Below are 19,062 nucleotides of genomic sequence, written 5' to 3' on the forward strand. Positions count from 1 at the left end.
AATTACTTGCTCTCATGTCTAGGGGCTAGAGGAAATTGTGTGGATTTTTCTGCATCAGGATTAATCATGACTACATTAGTATTCGACTTTTGTGAAGTTGGGGATGTTTTTGAATCATTAATATTAGTGCTTATTGAAAAATCATACTCTTTTTTATAGATTGTAGCACCACTTCTCAAATCACTATAAGATATATCTGGATTTGATAAAGTATCTTCTCTTAATTTTTTTACATCTAAATCCTTATCAAATCTTGTCCTATTTTGACTAGCGTCAGAATTAGATGTTTCTGTATATGAATGTCGATTATAACTATGGTCATTTATGTAAGCACTCCTATCAGAACCTGAATTTTCTTTATAAAAGCCTTGTGAAGTCAACTCCTCTTTTCTTAATTGTTGATTTAAAGATTGAGATTGTATAGGACTTTCTGCTGAATCAACTGTTTTCGAAACAGTAATCTCAGAATCTTTCCCTTTCACAATACCTTTTCCAACACCTGCCCCAATAATTCCAGCAGCAGTTTGGATTAAATATTCAGCTCCTTGTTTATTCAAACGAACTTCATTTGCAAATTTAATACTATGTTCTTTGTCAATAATATTTGAATTTTTTAGCTCCTCTGGTTTATTAGGATTTGACCAATCACTAATTGTAGAGGTTTTAGTATCATGTGCTGCGGCTGTTAAAGCATTAGCAACCATATCAAAACCTTTACCTATATACTCACCCACACCAGTACTTTCTATAGCTGTTGATTTACCATATTCAACAGCTAAACGGACTGGTCCTGCCAACATCACTCCAATGGCTAACTGAACTTTTTCAATATCAATCCCTGTCGACTTACTAATTTCTGCGAGATCATTTCCGACTTGAGCTGTTTTTTCTAAAATTATCATTCCTAAAGTAGTTTGAGGTTTGACTGTAATTTCTGATTTTGTACCTTCAGCAAGCACATTTGATTCTACTTCAACAGTCACTGGTGTTTTAAAAATTTGCTCTAAGCTCACTCCTTGAGCTTCTAAAGATTCTAATTGTTTATTAATTTTATTCAATTCAGTTGCACTTTCCCAAAAACTATATTCTTCAAATAAATTTTCTACATCAAATGGTGTAACTCCTTGCTTAATTAATTCACTCGCAACATTATTTCCTATGACCCCAACATCACCCTGTAATTCTTCAGGAAGACTATAAAGCTTTGCTTCAATATTATTTAAACTTTTTAAAACCTTATTCTTATATTCTCCCTCTGGAAGTTGTTGAACAATATTCTCTGCACTTTGACGGAAATTTTCTGGCAAATCTTTTTGTTGCTTAACAATTTCAGTACGACCATTCTCTGTTAGTAAACGATTGTCTAAAGTCACTGAACCATTTAATAAACCTGTCACTTGGTCTCGGGTGATTTCTTGAGTATTGTTGATATCACGGTTACTGGTCGCTGTAGTGTTAGTTACACTGCCTTGACCCATCGTCGCTTTAGTTAACTGCTCTTTTTCATTCCCTGTACTTTGTAAACCAACCGTTGTACTACCACTTGGATGAAGAGAACTCTCCTTACTCTCTCCTTTGATAGATTTACCCACACTGGTCGATACATTGAAGCCTCGATTACTTTCAGAACTGTGATCTTGTAAATCTTTAAGCTCAAGTGCCCCTGTATAATTCAGTTTGCCATGATCTGTTAAAGTTCCATCAGCATTCTTATTTGCATTGGCAATCACACCACCAATATTAGTAAGCTTTTGCACACCCATTGCATCGAGGTCTGCATCATTTTGAGCATTGCCGATAAGCAATTTGCTGGTTTCATTCACCCAAGCTTTATCGTTTTGACCTTTGGCTTGATTATAACTTGCCGTGACATTACCACCACCTGAACCAATGCCTACGCCAACTGAACCACCTTTACTGCTACTGTTGCCTGATGCTGTATCTTGTAAACTTTCAACATGGATTTGATTGACTTTTATATCGCCACGATCAGCAATACTGACCACACCGCCTTGGATATTTAACTTATTTAAAGATCCAGATACTGTGTTGAGATCAACCGTACTGTTTACATTTGTTAAACTTTCATTATGTGATTTCGATGTTTGTTTACCTACTGAGGCACTTCCACCACCACCATAGGTATAGCTCACACTTTGGTTGTTGGTTTTACTGCTGGTATCTTGTTGACTCTGTTCTTTCCCAGCACTTACATTTAAGTCTTTGGTACCATCAAATGTGGTTAAACCTGTTGCTGTGAGACGGCTACCTTGAACATTCACATCTTGATTTTCAGACTTAAGCGTGAGGTTATTTAACTCTAACTGACTGCCTTGCCATTTACCTTGGGTGGTGTTTGTGGTGGTGGTGTTTTCAATACGTTCACCATTTGCACCAATGGTAAAACCATAAGTTGCTGAACTTGCTGCTGCGGTTGCTGCTGCCGAACCTACAGCAATCTGTGCATTGGCAAGATTTGCTGTCGCCATTGCGACATTGGCTTTGGTATCGTCCAGCGCTTCTTTAGTGATTTTTCCTGATGCATAGTCACGCTGTGCCTGACTATATTGATCTTTGGCTTGTTTAACTGCCTCGGCTGCATCTTTGACCGCACCTAGAGCAAGTGCCGCATCCAAATAGGCATTTCGTACCCCGACTTCAGTACTGATCGTTTCTTTATGTGTCTTATCTTCAACAGTGGTTTTATTTTCATAACCACCGATATTTAAATCACCTCGACCATGATCAATAACAGTATCACCTGTCGCTTTGATATTTTGACCGAGTATGTCCACCCCTTCAGTACCTTGTATTTTAAGGTTTTCAGTCTGGATTGAACCTGCTTTATGGGTTGTTTCTGTAGTTTTGGTACTTTGCGTGGTATCTTCTGACACAAAACCGCCTAAACGCACGCTATCTTTGTTGAGCTTAACGCCTAAGCCTTCAATTGTTTCCTTACTGTGTGAAGTGACTGAAATGTTTTGCTCTTCGGCAGCATTCAATGTCACCTTTTGACCTGAAAGTATCGTACTCTTTGCAGTAATATCTGCACTGGTCAGTGTGGTTTGACCTGATGATCCAACATAAACATTGTTCGCTGTTAAATTTGTACCCGTTTGCTTGATTTGCTCTTCACGTTTGCTGTTGGACTCCCCAACTGTAAGTTTGGTATCCACTTTAACGCCAGGGAATAAAGATTGAACGCCAGCCAGACCGACTTCGGTGACTTTCATTAACTCTTTAACAACGCCACGATAACCTTTCTGTTGTTCATCCCACTGCTGATCTTGTGTTTCCAGCGTAGTCAGTTTTACATTTTCAGGCATCAATGAACCGTCAGCAGATTTCAATGTCCCATCGACTTGACGTTGCATCAAAGTATTGCCTACAAAGATACTTTGCCCAGCCGTGATATCGTTGGCTTGTAGCTCAATATTTTTAGCTGCATTGATATCAATATTTTTTCCGGCAACCAACTGGGTTTGGGCAACTTCTTGATCAATATAACCCTTTTGACGATTGTTATAGGTCGCAAAGTTAGATTTTGAAGATGTTTCGCTTACGCTCTTTTCATTGATTGTGGAGAGTAGGTTGACATTACCTTGTAAAGCCTGAATCTGGATACTATCACCAGCGCCTGCTTGTAAATGTGTCGCAGTGATATTGCCTTGTTGGCTATTTAAAATAATATTTTTCCCAGCATTTAGCTGATTGGCGATTGAAGTGGTTATATTCTCATCATAAGTTGATGATTTCTTACTACCAAATGAACCTTTTGAATGAAATTGGCTAGACATAGAACTCAGGTCTAACCCATTCTCAAGTAAAATATTGTTTTGGGCAGAAAGCTGAATACTGCCTTGTTTGCTGTTCAGATCAACCGCTTTACCACTAATATTCTGGGCATTTATCAGCAACGAACCTTCACTATTGATTTGACTGCCTATGTCCTGTTGCTTGTTATATTGGTAACCATTTTTTGAATCAATTTTCAATTGCTCAGTCTGACTTGTAGTTACTGTTCCAATATCAAGATTGCCCAATGTATTGAAGATGGTCGTGCCATTACTATTATTGATTTGAGCAGCTTTTAAGTTGGTATTCCCCGCGACATCTATAAGCAAAGTAGTTTGGCTTGGATCAAGCTTTTTCTGACTGCCTGAACCAACATAAATTCCTGCCACGCGATCAATATTGGTTTGTGATGAACTAAAACCACCAATTTTCGATTCGGTTGAAAGCGTTGTTGATTCAATATTCAAATTCCCACCAACTTTCAGTGCCATAGATTCTTTGGCACTAATTTGACCACCGATGTTGTTCAAATCTTTTTTGGTTTCTATAGCAACTTGATTACCATGAATCCGTCCATTTAAATTTTGGACATTATCAGCAGTAATTTGCACTGCTTGGCGACCCGCAATCGTAGCGCCATTGATCAAATCACCATCTAACTTAAACTGAATCGCATCACCAGAAAGTAAAGTACCATCTCCTTTTAAGTCACCGACTTGTGCTTTAACATATACTTGTGGAACAAGGGCTTGAGTCTTTGTGCCATTTGGTAAGATCACAGTTTGTTCAACGAGCCAAACAATATCACTGGTCAACTGTGCTGTTTGAGCAGCAGTTAATGCTATTCCAGGACGAAGACCATACAACTTGGCGAAACTTACCCCATTATTCATGAGTGCTTTATATTGCTCATCATCATTGGCATAACCTTCTAGGAAGCGATAACCAGTTAGGTTCGCAATCTGATCTTGCACCAAACGTTGTTCATAAAGACCATCGGCTAGACGCTTTTGTTGCAAAGCAGGATCCAGCCCAAGTGCATCCAACATATAGTCAGAAGATAACCAAGTTTTATAATTGGTAAAGCTCGGATCTGTTTCAACTAAATATCCAGCTTTACTATTTGCATTGACACGATATAGCGCACTATTTGGAACTTTTAGTTCACTTGAATTAAGCGTTCGTATTTCATATTGTGTTGATTCATCGGTTTCACTAGGTGCATTGGCCTGTTGAGTAAAATTATTGGCTTGTGCTTGACCAGCAGTATCACCTTGTTTTTGCGATGTTTGCCCTACAGAAATATTTAAATCTTTAGACTGTAATGAAGATGAATTCTGCTGTAAGCCATTCACTTGACTACTATTATCGACTTGCTTTGTATCAGTAAGCGGTTGGTTTTGGTCATTCACTTGTCCTGCTTTTGATAAACTTACATTTTCATAAAGCAGATTTGCATTTAAATCTTTTGATTGTTGTGATGGCTGATTGAGTTGACCTGTTTGTGTCTGGGTTGTATTTGATAAATCAGCAGCATGACCCGTTGTTAGATTTTTGCCATTGGCCTGTTCTGCTTGCGATACATTGATATTTGCCCCTGAAGCGCTTACATCCAAATCTTTTGATTGTAATGAAGCTTGAGCCCCTTGACCCTTCTGAGTCTGGATGCTATTGGTGATATCAGATGCCTGACCAGTAATCAAATCTTGCGCATTGGCATGTTCAACCTTTGATACCGTGACTTGTGACCCTGAAACATTGGCATCTAAATCTTTTGATTGTAGTGATGGCTGGTTCTTCTGTCCTGTTTGAGATTGTATGCTGTTCAATACATTCCCAGCTTGTTTTACAGTTAAATTCTCGCCTTGAGAGTTTTGAGCTTGCTCAACCTGTGTCGAATTATTGGTATCTTTTAATCCATTTAGATTGGTTTGCTGAGTTTGACCTGATTGAGTTTTATCTCCACTTTGATTGTTAGACACCAAAGTTGTCACAATTTTATTTTGGTTAAACTTCTGATTACCCAAAGCTTGACTGACCGCTAAATCAAATGTTTCTGTTTGGGTATTGGTAAAAGATTTATTTTTGGTTTTACGCTTCTTCTTCCCCCAACTGTTGTATACAATTTCAGATAAACGCTGTGTCCCAGTTGCCACAACCTTTCTAATACCTTTTGTATCCTCAAGATCACCAGATGTGATACTCCCGCCTAAATTAGAAAGCACGCCACCTGCCAAGATTTGGCTTTTATCATTGAGGACTTGAGCACCATCAAGATTTAAAGCACCACCCGCTTTAATTTGACCAGGCGCGGATTCCATGACTCGCGTCTCAGAAGTCACTTGGCTATAAGTATATTTGGCCCAATCTTCCTTTTTATCTTTTCTTGCAATAAGTACCCCATCAAATGTTTTCCAATCACCCTGATAAAATTTTTCAAGATTATCCTTGCGCTCAATTTCAACCAGTTGGGTCTTAAAGTTTTTATTAATATTGTTGATTTGCTTCGCTGACAAACGCATATTGCCTAATGATTCAATCGTCGCACTTTCATTATTGATCACTAAGGCTTGCCCGACAGTCTTGTCATTGGCATCTAATCCACCACCGAGATATAAGTTACCAGCACTAAAAATCAGTGATTGGCTTGCATAGTCAGCTACGTTTGCCAAGTTATTCAAAACCTGAACACCCAAATACATATCACCACGTGAAGCAATCACTGGAGCAACACCAGCAATATTAGGTTGATTATTTAAAGTATTTGCATTGATCGCAAGCGTTGTTCCATAAATACGTCCCGTACCTTGATTGTTGAGTGTATTTGCTTGTAGGCGAGTATAATCACCATTGATCAATCCGGTATTATTCAACTCATTTTGTGCAGTCAAGCGGGTTTCATGGCTTTCAATTTTAGCATCAACCATATTGCCAATATTGACGGCATTTATATCCAGTCGATTACCTGAATTGATCGTTCCATAGTTAATGATATTGCCTTGAGTAATCAGGCTTAAGTTTTGATTGGCCTGTAATTGAGCACCTACACCATGAGTATAGCTCTCTTTTAAGTTCACTTGAGCATCACCCAAACTTAAAACTTTGCCATTCCCTGAAAGGGATTTCGCTGTCAAATTCAGTCCAGTGCCTGATAAAATTTGCCCTTTTAAGTTATTAATTTCTAGTTGATCGCCCACAATGATCAGTTGTTTTTCACTGCTGATTTGACCTGATTGATTATTCAATATTTGACGAATATTCAAATTTTGGTTACCACTACTGCGGATAGCACCTGTTTGGTTATTTAAAATATTGGTCGTGATATTTAAATTATTTGCATCAATCCCCTGAATTGACGTGTCAGTTGGACTGGTTGTCAGTGTATTTTGATTATCCAATTGTTGTGTAGTGATATTTAAGTCACCTACTGCCATGATATGACTATCAGCATCACTCGGCTTTAACTTACCATTGTTATTAATTCGATCAATATTGAGTGTCATTCCCCCCATAGACAACAATTGTCCAGACTGATTATCCAGTAGTTGGTTTTGTCCTGTTCCCCAAATATTTAATTGTTTCCCTGCGAGTATTGTGCCTTGTTGATTCAATACTTGATTGACTTGGATACCTATCTCTTTAGCACTTGCAAGATATCCCTGTGAATTATTCAACGTTTTAACATTACTTAGCTGTATATCACCTTGACTCAGTATGCCTCCTTGTTGACCACTATTGGTGTTTACAAGATCCTGATTGTGAGTATCAATCTGGATGGTATCCTGAGCCTGAATCAACCCTTGATTATTGTTTAATCGTCCAGAGTCAATTTTAATACTTTCAGAACTTAACGTTCCCTGACTGTTATCCAGTAGCTGCCCTTGGCTATTGAGTTGTAGTAAATTTTTACTATTGATTTGCCCCTGAGCGTTATTCACACCATTCGCGACAATATTGATCCCTTGACCAGCTTGGATTAGCCCTTGTTGATTTTCAAGACGGAATCGTCCTGCATCCAGTTGAATCTGTCCTTGAACACTGCCGATTTGTCCTGCATTGTTATTCAACCCTTGACTCTTTAAGCTCAGTTGTTGGTTTGAAGCAATTACACCACTTTGGTTATTGATCTCTTTTACCGTGCTGATTGCTAAATCTGCTTGGCTGTTGATCTGTCCTTTGTTGCTGTTATCGACTTGGCCTGCATTGAGCTTTAACGCTTTGCCTGACAACACCACGCCTGCCTGATTGCTCAATAAGCCATTGCCTGCATTCAGATCAACATCACCCTGTGCACTTCCGATCTGACCTCGGTTGTTATTTAAACCTTGGCTGTTGAGTTTTAACCCCAAATCCGCTGCAATTAAGCCTTCTAGGTTATTGATCGCCTGTTGGCTAGTCAGTTGCAGTTGGCCCTGACTGTTCATTTGACCAGACTGGTTATCTACACTTTGTGCTGTAACACTCAAGTCTTTCTTCGCTTGGATCGTCCCCGACTGGTTGGTCAAGGCACCTTGTCCAGCTTGTACAATCACCTGATCTTGTAAGCTGCCGATCTGTCCTTGAGTATTGTTGAGCCCTTCGCCTTTAACCTGTAATAATCCATTGGCGATCAGTTTACCTGTCTGGTTATTAATCTCAGCTTGGCTCTGAATGTTAAGCTGTCCCTGTGTGGTAATTTGACCCTGTGCACTGTTATCAACACTTTGGGCTGTGATCTGCTGGTCTGCACCACTGTGGATTTGACCTGTCTGGTTGCTTAATGCGCCACCCAACTTGAGATTTAGATTCGACTTTTCTCCTGTCTGGATCAATCCTGACTGATTACTTAAGTCATTTGCTGTAATCTCTAACTGACCATTTGAAGCAATTTGACCGCCATCATTATGAATATCACCCTGACTATCAATATTGAGTGTATTTAATGCACTAATTACACCACTGTTTGTTAGACCACTACTGCTGACATTAAGTGTCTTAGCTGACTGAATTTGTCCTGTAAGGTTGTCTAGGCCTTTCTGACCAGTCTGAATCTTCAAATCTCCCTGTTCAGTACCAATCTGACCTTTATTATTGTTTAAACCTTGACTACTTAAATTTATATTTTGTTTAGCAACCATGATGCCTGCTGCATTGTTTATGTCTTGCACACTGGTAATACGAAGATCACCCTGAGTACTGATTAAACCCTGCTGGCTATTCTCTAATTGCTGTGCATCAATCTGCGTATCACCGCCACTAATCAGTTGTCCTGATTGGCTATTGTCTAGTTTGCCAATCAGTTTAAAACTTAAGTCTCGACCGCTTTGCAGTAATCCACCCTGATTATTTAAATCTTGGCCTGTTAAATTCAGGCTTTCACCTGAGATCACTTGCCCTTTATTATTTTTTAACCAGTGTTGTTGTAATTCAAGATGGCCTTGGGTCGCGATTAAACCTGACTGGTTATCAATCCCTTGTGCATTCAAACTCAAATCTTGTTTAGACTGCAGTTTACCTTGTTGGTTGCTGATTATACCTTGACCAGCATCTACCTTCAGCGTGCTTTCAACACTACCGATTTGACCAGCATTATTGTTTAAGCCCTGACTGTTGAGCTGCACCGATTGATTTGCAATGATCTGTCCTGCATTGTTATCAATCTCTTGTTGAATCTGTGCTTGTATCGATCCTTGCGCATTGATTAAACCTGACTGGCTATGTAAGCGCTCTGCTTTGATCTCGATGTCTTTCGCTGATTGCAGTGATCCTGATTGGTTACTCAGTAATCCTGTGCCGGCATTAATACTTAATTGCGCTTTGATACTGGCAATTTGCCCCTGATCATTGTTCAGTCCCTGACTTTGAATAGCAATCGCATCGTTGGCAACGATCTGACCCGCATTGTTATCTATAGCTTGATCTATATTCAGTTCAATGGCTTTTTCTGAACTGATCTTACCTAAATGGCTATTGAGTTGTTGAGCCTTAAGCTGGATATCATTCTGTGCCTGTATCACACCAGAATTATTATCAACAACTCCTGAACCACTATCGACTACAACACCTGCATGAATACTGCCGATCTGTCCTGCATTGTTATTTAGTCCCTGACTCTTTAAGCTCAGTTGTTGGTTTGAAGCAATTACACCACTTTGGTTATTGATCTCTTTTACCGTGCTGATCGCTAAATCTGCTTGGCTGTTGATCTGTCCCTTGTTGCTGTTATCGACTTGGCCTGCATTGAGCGTTAACGCTTTGCCTGACAACACCACGCCTGCCTGATTGCTCAATAAGCCATTGCCTGCATTCAGATCAACATCACCCTGTGCACTTCCGATCTGACCTCGGTTGTTATTTAAACCTTGGCTGTTGAGTTTTAACCCCAAATCCGCTGCAATTAAACCTTCTAGGTTGTTGATCGCCTGTTGGCTAGTCAGTTGTAAGTGTCCCTGACTGTTCATTTGACCAGACTGGTTATCTATACTTTGTGCTGTAACACTCAAGTCTTTCTTCGCTTGGATTGTACCCGACTGGTTGGTCAATGCGCCTTGCCCAGCTTGAACAATCACCTGATCTTGTAAGCTGCCGATCTGTCCTTGAGTATTGTTGAGCCCTTCGCCTTTAACCTGTAATAATCCATTGGCAATCAGTTTACCTGTCTGGTTATTAATCTCAGCTTGGCTCTGAATATTAAGCTGTCCCTGTGCAGTCATTTGACCTTGTGCACTGTTATCAACACTTTGCGCTGTGATCTGCTGGTCTGCTCCACTGTGGATTTGACCTGTCTGGTTGCTTAATGCGCCACCCAACTTGAGATTTAGATTCGACTTTTCTCCTGTCTGGATCAATCCTGACTGGTTACTTAAGTCATTTGCTGTAATCTCTAACTGACCATTTGAAGCAATTTGACCACCATCATTACTGAGATCACCATCACTGACTAAGTCGACTTTGCCTAAACTATTCAGTGTACCTTTATTGTTGTTCAGCCCCGTACTCTGTACGTTTAAATCACCTGTCGACTGTAGCGTACCAGATTGATTAAGCAGTGCGCCCTTGCCTGTGTTGATCGTCACCTGTTCTTTGACACTGCCAAGTTGGCCTTGGCTATTGTCTAGTCCTTGGCTCTGAATTTCGACAAACTTGTTGGCGGCAATGATACCTGCATTGTTATTGACGTCTTGCTGAGTCCTAATGCTCAAGCTGCCTTGTGCATTGATTAAACCCTGCTGGCTATTCTCTAATTGCTGTGCATCAATCTGCGTATGACCGCCACTAATCAGTTGCCCTGATTGGCTATTGTCCAATTTGCCAATCAGTTTAAAACTTAAGTCTCGACCACTTTGCAGTAATCCACCCTGATTATTTAAATCTTGACCTGTTAAATTCAGGCTTTCACCTGAGATCACTTGCCCTTTATTATTTTTTAACCAGTGTTGTTGTAATTCAAGATGGCCTTGGGTCGCGATTAAACCTGACTGGTTATCAATCCCTTGTGCATTCAAACTCAGGTCTTGTTTAGACTGCAGTTTGCCTTGTTGGTTGCTGATTACACCTTGGCCAGCATCTACCTTCAGCGTGCTTTCAACACTGCCAATTTGACCAGCATTATTATTTAAGCCCTGACTGTTGAGCTGCACTGATTGATTTGCAATGATCTGTCCTGCATTGTTATCAATCTCTTGTTGAATCTGTGCTTGTATCGATCCTTGTGCATTGATTAAGCCTGACTGGCTCTGTAAGCGCTCTGCTTTGATCTCGATATCTTTCGCTGATTGCAGTGATCCTGATTGGTTACTCAGTAATCCTGTGCCTGCATTAATACTTAATTGCGCTTTAATACTGGCAATTTGACCTTGATCATTGTTCAGTCCCTGACTTTGAATAGCAATCGCATCGTTGGCAACAATCTGACCCGCACTGTTGTCTATAGCTTGATCTATATTCAGTTCAATGGCTTTTTCTGAACTGATCTTACCCAAATGACTATTGAGTTGTTGAGCCTTCAACTGAATATCATTCTGTGCCTGTATCACACCAGAATTGTTATCAACAACTCCTGAACCACTATCGACTACAACGCCTGCATGAATACTGCCGATCTGTCCTGCATTGTTATTCAACCCTTGACTCTTTAAGCTCAGTTGTTGGTTTGAAGCAATTACACCACTTTGGTTATTGATCTCTTTTACCGTGCTGATCGCTAAATCTGCTTGGCTGTTGATCTGTCCTTTGTTGCTGTTATCGACTTGGCCTGCATTGAGCTTTAACGCTTTGCCTGACAACACCACGCCTGCCTGATTGCTCAATAAGCCATTGCCTGCATTCAGATCAACATCACCCTGTGCACTTCCGATCTGACCTCGGTTGTTATTTAAACCTTGGCTGTTGAGTTTTAACCCCAAATCCGCTGCAATTAAGCCTTCTAGGTTATTGATCGCCTGTTGGCTAGTCAGTTGCAGTTGGCCCTGACTGTTCATTTGACCAGACTGGTTATCTACACTTTGTGCTGTAACACTCAAGTCTTTCTTCGCTTGGATCGTCCCCGACTGGTTGGTCAAGGCACCTTGTCCAGCTTGTACAATCACCTGATCTTGTAAGCTGCCGATCTGTCCTTGAGTATTGTTGAGCCCTTCGCCTTTAACCTGTAATAATCCATTGGCGATCAGTTTACCTGTCTGGTTATTAATCTCAGCTTGGCTCTGAATGTTAAGCTGTCCCTGTGTGGTAATTTGACCCTGTGCACTGTTATCAACACTTTGGGCTGTGATCTGCTGGTCTGCACCACTGTGGATTTGACCTGTCTGGTTGCTTAATGCGCCACCCAACTTGAGATTTAGATTCGACTTTTCTCCTGTCTGGATCAATCCTGACTGATTACTTAAGTCATTTGCTGTAATCTCTAACTGACCATTTGAAGCAATTTGACCGCCATCATTATGAATATCACCCTGACTATCAATATTGAGTGTATTTAATGCACTAATTACACCACTGTTTGTTAGACCACTACTGCTGACATTAAGTGTCTTAGCTGACTGAATTTGTCCTGTAAGGTTGTCTAGGCCTTTCTGACCAGTCTGAATCTTCAAATCTCCCTGTTCAGTACCAATCTGACCTTTATTATTGTTTAAACCTTGACTACTTAAATTTATATTTTGTTTAGCAACCATGATGCCTGCTGCATTGTTTATGTCTTGCACACTGGTAATACGAAGATCACCCTGAGTACTGATTAAACCCTGCTGGCTATTCTCTAATTGCTGTGCATCAATCTGCGTATCACCGCCACTAATCAGTTGTCCTGATTGGCTATTGTCTAGTTTGCCAATCAGTTTAAAACTTAAGTCTCGACCGCTTTGCAGTAATCCACCCTGATTATTTAAATCTTGGCCTGTTAAATTCAGGCTTTCACCTGAGATCACTTGCCCTTTATTATTTTTTAACCAGTGTTGTTGTAATTCAAGATGGCCTTGGGTCGCGATTAAACCTGACTGGTTATCAATCCCTTGTGCATTCAAACTCAAATCTTGTTTAGACTGCAGTTTACCTTGTTGGTTGCTGATTATACCTTGACCAGCATCTACCTTCAGCGTGCTTTCAACACTACCGATTTGACCAGCATTATTGTTTAAGCCCTGACTGTTGAGCTGCACCGATTGATTTGCAATGATCTGTCCTGCATTGTTATCAATCTCTTGTTGAATCTGTGCTTGTATCGATCCTTGCGCATTGATTAAACCTGACTGGCTATGTAAGCGCTCTGCTTTGATCTCGATGTCTTTCGCTGATTGCAGTGATCCTGATTGGTTACTCAGTAATCCTGTGCCGGCATTAATACTTAATTGCGCTTTGATACTGGCAATTTGCCCCTGATCATTGTTCAGTCCCTGACTTTGAATAGCAATCGCATCGTTGGCAACGATCTGACCCGCATTGTTATCTATAGCTTGATCTATATTCAGTTCAATGGCTTTTTCTGAACTGATCTTACCTAAATGGCTATTGAGTTGTTGAGCCTTAAGCTGGATATCATTCTGTGCCTGTATCACACCAGAATTATTATCAACAACTCCTGAACCACTATCGACTACAACACCTGCATGAATACTGCCGATCTGTCCTGCATTGTTATTTAGTCCCTGACTCTTTAAGCTCAGTTGTTGGTTTGAAGCAATTACACCACTTTGGTTATTGATCTCTTTTACCGTGCTGATCGCTAAATCTGCTTGGCTGTTGATCTGTCCCTTGTTGCTGTTATCGACTTGGCCTGCATTGAGCGTTAACGCTTTGCCTGACAACACCACGCCTGCCTGATTGCTCAATAAGCCATTGCCTGCATTCAGATCAACATCACCCTGTGCACTTCCGATCTGACCTCGGTTGTTATTTAAACCTTGGCTGTTGAGTTTTAACCCCAAATCCGCTGCAATTAAACCTTCTAGGTTGTTGATCGCCTGTTGGCTAGTCAGTTGTAAGTGTCCCTGACTGTTCATTTGACCAGACTGGTTATCTATACTTTGTGCTGTAACACTCAAGTCTTTCTTCGCTTGGATTGTACCCGACTGATTGGTCAAGGCACCTTGTCCAGCTTGTACAATTACCTGATCTTGTAGGCTTCCCATCTGTCCTTGAGTATTGTTGAGCCCTTCGCCTTTAACCTGTAATAATCCATTGGCAATCAGTTTACCTGTCTGGTTATTAATCTCAGCTTGGCTCTGAATATTAAGCTGTCCCTGTGCAGTCATTTGACCTTGTGCACTGTTATCAACACTTTGCGCTGTGATCTGCTGGTCTGCTCCACTGTGGATTTGACCTGTCTGGTTGCTTAATGCGCCACCCAACTTGAGATTTAGATTCGACTTTTCTCCTGTCTGGATCAATCCTGACTGGTTACTTAAGTCATTTGCTGTAATCTCTAACTGACCATTTGAAGCAATTTGACCACCATCATTACTGAGATCACCATCACTGACTAAGTCGACTTTGCCTAAACTATTCAGTGTACCTTTATTGTTGTTCAGCCCCGTACTCTGTACGTTTAAATCACCTGTCGACTGTAGCGTACCAGATTGATTAAGCAGTGCGCCCTTGCCTGTGTTGATCGTCACCTGTTCTTTGACACTGCCAAGTTGGCCTTGGCTATTGTCTAGTCCTTGGCTCTGAATTTCGACAAACTTGTTGGCGGCAATGATACCTGCATTGTTATTGACGTCTTGCTGAGTCCTAATGCTCAAGCTGCCTTGTGCATTGATTAAACCCTGCTGGCTATTCTCTAATTGCTGTGCATCAATCTGCGTATGACCGCCACTAATCAGTTGCCCTGATTGGCTATTGTCCAATTTGCCAATCAGTTTAAAACTTAAGTCTCGACCACTTTGCAGTAATCCACCCTGATTATTTAAATCTTGACCTGTTAAATTCAGGCTTTCACCTGAGATCACTTGCCCTTTATTATTTTTTAACCAGTGTTGTTGTAATTCAAGATGGCCTTGGGTCGCGATTAAACCTGACTGGTTATCAATCCCTTGTGCATTCAAACTCAGGTCTTGTTTAGACTGCAGTTTACCTTGTTGGTTGCTGATTATACCTTGACCAGCATCTACCTTCAGCGTGCTTTCAACACTACCGATTTGACCAGCATTATTGTTTAAGCCCTGACTGTTGAGCTGCACCGATTGATTTGCAATGATCTGTCCTGCATTGTTATCAATCTCTTGTTGAATCTGTGCTTGTATCGATCCTTGCGCATTGATTAAACCTGACTGGCTATGTAAGCGCTCTGCTTTGATCTCGATGTCTTTCGCTGATTGCAGTGATCCTGATTGGTTACTCAGTAATCCTGTGCCGGCATCTAACTCTAATCTGCCCTGTACAGAACTGATTTGACCTTCACTATTATCAATACCCTGAGATTGAATTTGAACATCGGCATTTGCTGCAATTTGTCCAGTTTGATTGTTAACCTGTAACTGGCTATTTAATTTAAGATTTTGTTGAACATTGATTTGACCTTGCGTATGGTTATCAATCGAACCTGCCTGAATATTGGCATTATTACCTACATAAATTTTACCTGAATGACTATTGTCTAAAAGCCCTTTGACCTTAAGGTTCAGATCCTGTCCCTGCGCTGTACTAAGTGTTCCACCCTGATTATTTAAGGCCCCCGTATCCATATTTAATACTGTCTGGCTTTGGATAAAACCCAACTGATTATTCAGTTGTTGCTGTATCGCTAAAGTCAGAGGGCTCTGCTTACCACGCTGGATAAGCTGTCCTTGCTGATGATTTAATTGATTCGCTTTCAGGATAATGTGTTCAGCTGAAGTTACACCCTGACTTAAATCAAGAATTCCTGCTTGTAATTGTAATTGACCATTACTGAGTATTTTTCCTTGATTACCCTGTAACTGATTAACCTGAATATCGAGTTGTCCTGTTCCTGCATGGATAAGTTGACCTGCAGTATTATTTAATGATGTCGTATTGAGATTGACCTGTGCTGCATTACTACGAATCTCACCTGACTGGTTATTTAGGATCTGACTAAAATTCAAATCCAACTGATCAGTTCCAGTGTGTAAGATATGACCTTGACTATTATCTAAACTATTGGCATTTAGCTTAAGGTCTTTAGCACTTAAAGTACCTTGCTGATTATTAATAACATCATGACTATTCAATGATAAGTGTTCTGCAATCACCTGAGCTGAATGCGTCGAGATATTGCCTAACTGACTATTTAATTCAATATTTTTGGATTGAAGTTGCCCTTTACTCGCATCGATGTGATTTTGACTTTGCACATTAAGATTTTCACCTGCAAAGCTTTGTCCATGTAGCTCCACCTGATCTGCAATAATCTTAAGATTGCCTGTTGTACCTAGTTTACCTTGACGGTCCAACCCTGCTGCGATTAAACCAGACTGTTGATGTTGCAAGGTTTCACTCTTGAGCTGAATTTCCTGTCCTGCGCTCAAAGATCCGCTATTTTGTAAGTTTTGCCCTATGATATTCAGATTTTGATCAGCATAAATACTGCCACTGTTATTCAATTGTTTATGTTCAAATTCAATATTATTAGCTTGAATCTGTCCCTGATTATTATCAAATTGAATGGCACTACTGATTAGGTTTTGTTTTGCAACAATGGATCCTAGAGTATTATCGACTGAACCATGTTTTTGCTGAACATTTTCAGCTAGAATTTGACCTGAGTTGTTATTTAAGTTTTGGCTATTCAGATTCAGCTGGGTTTTCGCTTGAATAATACCTGATCCGTTATCTAATGCTTGTTGAACGTCTAGACCAATATCTTGTTGCTCAGAATAGAGTAGGCCCGATTGATTATTAACCTGTCCTGCATGAATGCTCAGCTGTTGTCCGCTCGCAATTTTTCCTTCGCTATTATTTAACGAGTCGGTGATATTAATATCAACTTGCTCAACAGCTTGAATGGTGCCTTTGTTATTATTCGCACTTGTTGATTGAACCTTTAAGCTTTTATTGACTGCAATCTGACCTGATTGATTACTCAAGATTGTGCTGAGAATATCTGCCTGTTGAACTGTTAATTGACCTTGATCATTATTAAATTTTTCGCCCTGAACTTTAATATGACCTAGATTCAGCTTACCCTCTTGATTCGCCAAAATATTATTGGTATCCAAATCAATTACACCACGGGCAATAATCGCGCCTTGATCATTATTCAACTGTTCCTTAACATGGATATAACCCTTATCATAGTCTTTTGGAACATTTGTCGTAGAACTGTCCTTGGCAATCTCAACACTGCCACCATCTTGAGCTGGATTGTTTGGTTTTACTACAGTTGAACCTGAACCACTTGTTTCACCTGCACTTCCTCCATTATTAACACCAGTGTCACCTGATGTTGCTGAATTTTTAGCAAGACCAATTCTGCCGCCAGTATTGCTTATTGAGCCTGAGATTAAATCTAGTGATTGCGCCCCAGTCTGCTCAATTGAGCCACTGTTTTTTAAGCTATTGGCATCCAGCACAATACGTGCAGCGTTTAATACTCCTGCATTGGTTAAAGTTTTTTGTTGGTCTAAATACAGTTCGTCTGCACTGCTGATTAAACCTGAGTTATCCAAATTTTGGCTATCTACTCTAACTTGTGAGGTAGCACTACTGATGTTTCCTGTATTTTTAATATTTTCTGCATTTAATTGCAGTTGATCTTTATTGGCAATCATATTGCCTGTATTGGTTAAGTCACCATTGGCATTTAAACGCATCTGACCTGTCGTGGCATTGAGTGATCCTGCATTACGCACCCCCAAACCTTTTTCAGTACCGACCAAATAGATTTTTCCAGCATACATGCCACCTAATTTTCCAACATCAAGAGCAAAGCTCGGTGTAGGTGAAGATGTGGTACTTGTTGTTGCAGTAATCTTTGCTGAGTTTGGATCTTGAACATTGATATCGTTTTGACCCAACACGGTTTTTAGCTCATTGGCATATAAACCCGCATTGACGTTTAAAGCACGTGTATAAATATCGGTATAAGGGGTTAAGCTTCCATTTAAGCCTTTCCCTTCAATCGTTACCTGCCCTTCACGTACTCGGAATGAATCAAGATAACCTTGATGCATTACTGCTTGACCCGTGGTTAAGGTAAAACGATCTGCGTTAATCACCCCACAGCCATCACAGACCAAACCAGATGGGTTGGCAATCACCACTTGCGCTTGTTTACCCGCAACCTCCAAATAGCCCTTTAATTGACTCGGATTACTGCTGTTTACTTCATTCAGGATCACCTTGGCTTCGCCTTTGGCGAGCCATGGATTACCTTGTACCCAGCCACCTAATTGGGTTTGGGTATTATTTCGTGCATTATTTAGAATCGCACCTTCCTGCCCCACATCAAACTGGGTATAGGTATTACGTGATACACCACCTGCACTTGGGGTTTGAATATTAACTTGGGTCAAACCATTACTGCTGTTTAGAATGGTGGCTTGTTGTGAGCTTGGTGCTGATCGATCTGCCACAATTTGACTTTCAGCGATGCTTGCCATCGGCAAGGTGTAAATTGCTGCACCCAATAGGCTCACCACAGCAAAATTAACAGGATTGAGTTTTTTATAGGTGATCGAAGATGCTCCCGTGACATCCTCTATTTCGATTTCACCAATGCTATGTGATTGCCCCGCTGTTTTTGTACGGCTTTTTACAATCTCAGCAACCGCAATAAACATGCCACGTGCTTGACTAAAAATAACGCGATAACGATTCTTATTCATAATGTTT

At 40.4% G+C, this 19,062-nt stretch carries 1 protein-coding gene; it reads right to left on the minus strand.

Features of this window, described 5'->3' with window-relative positions; all coding sequences use genetic code 11:
• Positions 1–2: 2 nt before the first annotated feature.
• Positions 3–19,055, minus strand: a complete 19,053-nt coding sequence (locus AC07U8_RS16475; protein WP_494738299.1) for an ESPR-type extended signal peptide-containing protein — start codon at positions 19,053–19,055, stop codon at positions 3–5.
• Between the last annotated feature and the right edge of the window lie 7 nt (positions 19,056–19,062).

The sequence above is a fragment of the Acinetobacter sp. GW821-FHT01E09 genome (assembly GCF_059422385.1).

Excerpts from the sequence above, each read along its gene's own strand:
- AC07U8_RS16475 (WP_494738299.1), bottom strand. The coding sequence starts at position 19,055 with ATGAATAAGAATCGTTATCGCGTTATTTTTAGTCAAGCACGTGGCATG.